Source organism: Rhodococcus sp. IEGM 1302 (assembly GCF_030056935.1).
Taxonomy (GTDB): Bacteria; Actinomycetota; Actinomycetes; order Mycobacteriales; family Mycobacteriaceae; genus Rhodococcus_F; species Rhodococcus_F qingshengii.
Genome location: NZ_JASHKY010000024.1, coordinates 60,807 through 67,117, shown reverse-complemented (window position 1 = coordinate 67,117; position 6,311 = coordinate 60,807). Strand labels below are relative to the sequence as shown.

Here is a 6,311-nt window from a genome sequence, read left to right as displayed (position 1 = left end):
GAGCCGTTGAGGATCCAGTCGTCGCCGTCAGCCTTTGCGCGGGTACGCATCGAAGCGGCGTCGGATCCGGCTTCACGCTCGGACAGTGCGTACGACGCCATTCCGCCGTTGACGAGGTCCGGGAGCACCTTGGACTTGAGCTCTTCGGAACCCTTGAGGATCAGGCCCATGGTGCCGAGCTTGTTCACAGCGGGGATCAGCGAGGAGGAGCCACAGACGCGGGCGACTTCCTCGATGACGATGCAGGTGGCGACGGAATCGGCGCCCTGGCCGTCGTAAGCCTCGGGAACGTGGATGGCGTTGAAGCCGGACGCGTTGAGAGCGGTGAGCGCTTCCTCGGGGAAACGTGCGTTCTCGTCGACGTCCTTGGCGTACGGCGCGATTTCCTTCTCGGAGAGTCCGCGGATAGCAGCCCGCAGTTCGTCGTGCTCTTCGTTCAGTGCGAAGAGATTGAAATCCGGGTTTCCTGCCATGGGAACGCTCCTTGGTGAAGGTGGCTTGAAGGCGGTCGGTGCGGCTCCGGCGTTACCAGCGAGATTCGCGGACAGACCGGTGCCCATGACCCCAGTCAAACACGGCACTGAGTGCCAGGTCAAGGGATGGGTGTGTGAAGTTTCGGTGCACGAGCAGTGTCAGCCGAGTTGTTCGTGGATTTTTCTGCTGATCTCATCAGCGGACGTGCCCGGGGGAAAGGCTACTACCAGCACGGACTTCGATTCTGGCGTGCTGGTCTTGGACCCGGGTGCCACGCCGTATGTCCGCCGAACGTCGAGCAATGCCTGACTTAGTGCATCAGCTGTGGCGTCCTCGTCGCCTTTGATCATGCTTCGCAAGAGGTAGTTGTGGCACGCGGTGACAGCTGCGGCAAAACCGACAACCTCGAGGACAGGCTCGCGGGGCACAGCGCTGCGCAGGTAGTCGACGAAGAGGCGCTCGTAGCGGAATCCGGTGACGAGTTCGCGGTCGCGAAGAGCCGGAACATGCTGTACGACGCGGTATCGCCGCATCGACAGGTCTCGGTTCCTGCGGAAGAAATCGAAGACCAGTCCCGCGGCCTCGCACACGGACGCCCAGGGGTCGGCGGAATCGGACGCGAGGAACTCTGCGACGTGTTCGAGGAGGGACTCGTGATCGGCGAAGATCACGTCTTCCTTGGAGCGGAACTGCCGGAAGAACGTCCGACGCGACACACCGGCGGCAGCGGCGATCTGCTCGACGGTGGTGGCTTCGTACCCGTTCTCCGAGAACAACCGGATCGCTTGAGACGCGACGTGTACCCGAAACTGTGCGGGGTCAGTTCCGGGTACATCGGAGCGCTCGGTCATGGATGCAAGTATCCAGGTTTCGTCGGCGTCAGTTGTCGGCGCGTAGCTGGAACTTGAGAACCTTGCCGGTGGGGGTGCGAGGAAGGTCGAGCGGGAAGACGATGTCGCGGGGAACCTTGTACCCGGCCAGCAAAGTGCGGGTGTGCTCGACGATGTCTTCGGCGGATGCCTGTAATCCCTTGCCCAGCACCACGAATGCCTTCGGGCGCTCGCCCCACTTCTCGTCCGGAACGCCGACGACTGCCACGTCGATCACCGCGGGGTGACTCATGATCGCCTGCTCCACCTCGACGGTGGAGATGTTCTCGCCGCCGGAGATGATGATGTCCTTCGCGCGGTCCTTGAGCTGGATGTATCCGTCGGGATGCATGACGCCGAGGTCGCCGGAATGGAACCAACCACCGGCAAATGCTTCGGCTGTCGCGGCCTCGTCGCGGTAGTACCCGAGCATCACGTTGTTGCCGCGGAGCACGATCTCACCCATGGTCTGGCCGTCGGCGGGGACGTCGTTCATCTCGGCATCGACAACGCGAGCATTTTCGGCCTGCACCATGCCGACTCCCTGACGAGAGAGAAGTGCGGCGCGCTCGGACTGCGGCTTGTCGTCCCAGGCTTCCTGGTATTCGCAGATCGTGTAGGGGCCGTATACCTCGGTGAGGCCGTAGACGTGAACGACGGTGACACCGATGTCTTCGAGTTTTCCGATGATCGTCGGTGACGGGGGAGCGCCGGCGGTGGTGATGCGCAAGGCGTCGACCTTGTGGGCCTGGTCTGCGTCGGCGATGGTGGAGCAGACGGTAGGAGCGCCGCACAGATGTGTCACGCCCAGATTGTCGATGGCGTCCCAGATCGCATCGGCGCGGACCGCGCGCAGGCAGATGTGTGTGCCCGCGGCCTGAGTGACGGCCCACGGCGTGCACCACCCGTTGCAGTGGAACATCGGCAGTGTCCACAGATACTTCGTCGCTCCGTCGAAGCCGTTGTGGAATGTCTCGCCGAGCGAGTTCAGGTACGCCCCGCGGTGGGAGTACATGACGCCCTTGGGTTTTCCGGTGGTACCCGAGGTGTAGTTGATGGCGATGCACTGCTGCTCGTCGTCGACGCCCCAGTGCAGTGGCTGATCGGAGAGAGCTTCGCCTTCGGCAATCAGATCGGCGTACTGCCCGGTGACGATTCCGGTGGGAACGTCCGGATAGGGGACGGTGGAGTCCGGGATCTCGACGATCTCACGCAGGCTCCCCACGTTTGCCTTGGACGAGGTGACCGAACCGACGAATTCGGAGTCCACGAACAGGATCGTGGTTCCCGAGTGATCGAGAATGTATTCGAGTTCGGGACCGGCGAGGCGTGAGTTCAGGGCGATCAGGACCCCGCCGGCGAGGGGGACGGCAAAATGCGCGAACAGCATCTCGGGTACGTTCGGCGCCAGGTATGCAACGCGGTCACCGGGCTGAATGCGTTCACGCAGGACGCGGGCCAGAGCCGCGACCTCGTCACCGAACTCTCGGTACGAGTAGGTCCGGTCGCCGTGAACGACGGCGGTGCGCTCGGGGAACACCGCGGCGCTGCGCTCGAGAAAGCGCAGCGGACTGAGCGGGGTGTTGTTGGCTGCGACAGCTGTCGGGACAGACACGGTTCCTCCGAAGGCGACGTGGCACGGTTGGTGTCACGATAAGTGTGATCGGCACTACAAATGGCCTGGATGCACGCTATTGCCCAGCCAAAGGTGCCGCTACCCTCTGAATTGGGTACGTGGAGGTGAGAGTGAGCAGGGTACTGAGACCGAGCGACGACGACGCGTTGCGCGCCGAACTGCGTCGGCTGCACCCCAAAACCGAGTTGCCGGTTCTGTTCGGCGGCTGCGTCAGCGACCGGTCGCTGACCATCACCGGTCACGTCGGCACGCGCAGCAACATCCTGCGAAACCTGCGGATCGACGCCGAATGCGGACTCGGCGGTCGGGCGATCGCAGAACAACGACCGGGCGCGGTCCAGGACTACGCGAACTCGTCGCACATCACTCACGACTACGACTACGAAGTGGGCACCGAAGCGATCGAATCCTTGATGGCAGTCCCGATCGTCGTTCGCGGGGTTACTCGCGGAGCGATCTACGGAGGACTGCGTGCCAACCTGCCGATCGGCGACGTGATCGCCGAGACGATGATGCGATCGTCGTACGCGTTGGCCCGAGAATTCGAGATTCGCGACGAAGTGGATCGTCGGGTGGCGATGCTCGATACCGCTGCGGTGGAACATGGTTCGAACCGCGATGCCCAGATATCCGAAGGGTTGACCGAGAGCGTCCTGGCGCTCGGCGAGATCGCGGCGAACCTCGAGGACATGGCTCTCAGCGCGCAGGTCCTCGCGGTCGAGGCAAAGTTGCGGTCGTTGGCGTCGCCGAAACCTTCCGCGAACACTCCAGTCGCGAACACCGTTGTCCTGTCGCCACGCGAGCGGGAGGTGATGGGGTACGTCGCTCTCGGACTGCGCAATGCCGAGATCGCCGAGAGGTTGTCCCTGAGCGTCGAAACGATCAAGACGTACATGAGGAATCTGATGGGAAAACTCGACGTCCGCAGTCGTCACGAAGCGGTCGTGGAAGCGCGGCGGCAAGGTTTGATTCTGTGAGGGCTTGATTCTCTGATCGGTCCCGCCAAGCGGAATTTCGGAACTGCGTCGCCACTCCGGTTGATATGACGGACCTCACTATCGGCAGAGTTCGACACGAGTGATGAGGGCATCGATGCAGGATTTGTTCGACAACAACGACATGACCGGCCTGGCCGAAGCGATCAAGAGCGGCGACGTCTCCGCCAAGGAAGTCCTCGAGTTCAGTCTGGACAGGCTCGACGAGCGCAACCCGGCAGTCAACGCGGTGATCAGTGAGCGCCGAGAGGAAGCGCGCAACGAGGTATCAGGCGGCCTGCCGGATGGTCCACTGCAGGGCGTCCCGTTCGTGATCAAAGACCTCGGCATGGACGTCGCAGGATTGCCGAGCACCAATGGATCTCGATTGTTCGCCGACGCTGTGGCAGAAAAAGATTCGACGCTCGTCGAGCGCTACCGCCAGGCTGGTCTGGTTGTCATCGGCAAGACGAACACCCCGGAGTTCGGCAAGAACGCGAGTACCGAACCTGCGCTGTTCGGACCCACCCGTAACCCTTACGCCCTTGATCGTTCGCCCGGCGGATCTTCGGGTGGCACGGCTGTAGCTGTTGCCGTCGGGATCGTGCCAGGCGGGCATGCCAGCGACGGTGGTGGATCGATCCGTATTCCCGCATCGGCCTGCGGCCTGGTAGGCCTCAAGCCGAGCCGAGGACGTACTCCGACGGCACCGGCGCGCACGCTCTTCTCGTCGCCGATGAGTGTTCATCACGCGCTCACCCGAAGTGTCCGCGACACTGCGCTGCTTCTCGATCTGTCCGCCGGGCCGACAGTGGGCGATCCTTACGTGATCCTGGCGCCGAAGCGGCCGTACATCGAGGAAGTGGGTGCCGATCCCGGACGGTTGCGGATCGGTCTGAGTAACGCTCTTCCTGACGGCACACCGGTGGACCCGGAGTGCTCGGCCGTCGCGACCTGTGTTGCCGGCCTGCTCGAAGAACTCGGTCACGATGTCACCGAGAGTGCCCCGAACTTTCCGCTCGATGCGCTCACTGCCGGGCTGTCGGTGTTGATGGGCATTCCGATGACGATCGAGGTCGACGAACGACTCGACGCCCTGAACCGCGCGATCCGCGACGACGACCTCGAGCCGATGGCGCGGATGATCTACGACCGCGCGAAGTCCGAAAGTGCGACGAACGTCGTCAAGGCGCTGCAGGAACTCGAGCGGGCCGCCCAGGTGATCGGTGCGTTCTTTGTCGATCACGACCTGTTGCTGACTCCGACGATGGCTCGGCCGGCAGCTCCGCTCGGTCTGCTCGATACGGCGAATCCTATGTCGATCTGGGAGCATTCGGCCGGGTACAGCGGCTTGACCAGTCCGTTCAACAGTTCAGGTCAGCCGGCGATTTCCTTGCCGATGGGTCATGACTCGGCCGGCGTTCCGATCGGCGTGCAGTTGGTCGGCGCGTTCGGCCGTGAAGATCTGCTGATTCAGGTTGCGTCGCAGCTCGAAACAGCCCGTCCGTGGTCCATTGCGCCGGTGTGGCCGCCGGTCCCGGCGTAGCGCGCGGTCGTCCGAGCCGGGGAGGACGTCAGGCGATGATGCGAATCGGCCACTGGCCGTTCACATCTGCCACGTCCCTCCCTTGGCTGAGAAGGTACTCGGCGAAATCGCGTTGCCGCTCGGCGTGCCAATCGGCTTGATCGACCATGAGATCGAGCCCCAGGATGTCGGGGAACCGCACGGCCAACTCGCGGGCCAACGCTGCCGCAGCTTTGGCATCGGCCTCGGCTTCGTGCGCCGACTCCAATGAAATTCCGTAGTGCTCGCATACGGCCGCAAGCGTTCGCTTGCCCTTGCGGAACGTATCCATCGCCCGATCGATCACGTACGGATCGATCACCAACCCCGGAACGAATGCAGGCTTGCCGATGCGCAGACCCTCGGCATGCATGACCGTCAGATCATAGGAGGCATTGAACGCCACGACGGCGTGATCGCGCGCCCAGGAATTGTGCAGAGCCTCGCGAATCTCTTCGTAGCCCTCGGAATAATCCTGGCCGTGTTGCGCCGCGAACTCGGTGCTGATGCCGTGAATATCCGAGGCGCCGGCGGGGATCTCGACGCCGGGATCGAGTAGCCACGTGCGTGTTTCGACACTCGAACCGTCGATCACCGCGACGCAGGCACTGACGATACGAGCGGTCGACGGATCCCGCCCCGTGGTCTCGAGGTCGAACGCGCAGATCGGGCGATCGGACCAGCTACTCATCGGGGGCCTTTCGGTGCAGAACGTCATGTCCGAATCACTATGCACCTCCCTACCGACACAAACGACGAACAGCCACCTCCGGGGTGAAGGTGGAGGTGGCTGC

6 protein-coding genes are annotated in these 6,311 nt (G+C 63.2%); 2 read left to right on the top strand and 4 right to left on the bottom strand.

The genetic code is table 11. From position 1 onward, the window contains the following. The 3 genes from QM609_RS23990 to QM609_RS23980 form a co-directional block, all read right to left on the bottom strand. A partial coding sequence (locus QM609_RS23990; RefSeq protein WP_283337538.1) for an acyl-CoA dehydrogenase family protein occupies nt 1-473 on the bottom strand: 473 nt, incomplete at its 3' end. 159 nt (nt 474-632) lie between these two features. Continuing rightward, a complete protein-coding gene (locus QM609_RS23985) occupies nt 633-1,325 on the bottom strand; it encodes a TetR family transcriptional regulator (protein WP_003939674.1) in 693 nt (230 codons plus the stop codon). A 28-nt stretch (nt 1,326-1,353) separates the two neighbouring features. Beyond that, nucleotides 1,354-2,958 carry an acyl--CoA ligase family protein gene (locus QM609_RS23980; RefSeq protein WP_030535166.1) on the bottom strand — a complete coding sequence of 535 codons (1,605 nt, stop codon included), beginning with the start codon at nt 2,956-2,958 and terminating at the stop codon, nt 1,354-1,356. A gap of 131 nt (nt 2,959-3,089) precedes the next feature. On the opposite strand from QM609_RS23980, the gene QM609_RS23975 reads away from it, so the two are divergent. Both QM609_RS23975 and QM609_RS23970 read left to right on the top strand, forming a co-directional pair. After that, nucleotides 3,090-3,956: a helix-turn-helix transcriptional regulator gene (locus QM609_RS23975; protein WP_042452756.1), complete on the top strand. Its 867-nt coding sequence runs from the start codon at nt 3,090-3,092 to the stop codon at nt 3,954-3,956. Between the two features lie 115 nt (nt 3,957-4,071). Next, nucleotides 4,072-5,499 (top strand): amidase, encoded by a 1,428-nt coding sequence (locus QM609_RS23970; protein ID WP_050656423.1) that lies wholly within the window; start codon nt 4,072-4,074, stop codon nt 5,497-5,499. Nucleotides 5,500-5,527: 28 nt separating this feature from the next. Here the strand turns inward: QM609_RS23970 and QM609_RS23965 are convergent, their stop codons facing one another. Beyond that, on the bottom strand, nt 5,528-6,208 hold the full coding sequence (locus QM609_RS23965; RefSeq protein WP_050656424.1) for a 3'-5' exonuclease: 681 nt from the start codon (nt 6,206-6,208) through the stop codon (nt 5,528-5,530). Nucleotides 6,209-6,311: the final 103 nt, after the last annotated feature.

What these genes read in the sequence shown, in the direction of transcription:
- QM609_RS23985 (WP_003939674.1), bottom strand. Translation starts at nt 1,325, where the DNA reads ATGACCGAGCGCTCCGATGTACCCGGAACTGACCCCGCACAGTTTCGG.
- QM609_RS23970 (WP_050656423.1), top strand. Translation starts at nt 4,072, where the DNA reads ATGCAGGATTTGTTCGACAACAACGACATGACCGGCCTGGCCGAAGCG.
- QM609_RS23965 (WP_050656424.1), bottom strand. Translation starts at nt 6,208, where the DNA reads ATGAGTAGCTGGTCCGATCGCCCGATCTGCGCGTTCGACCTCGAGACC.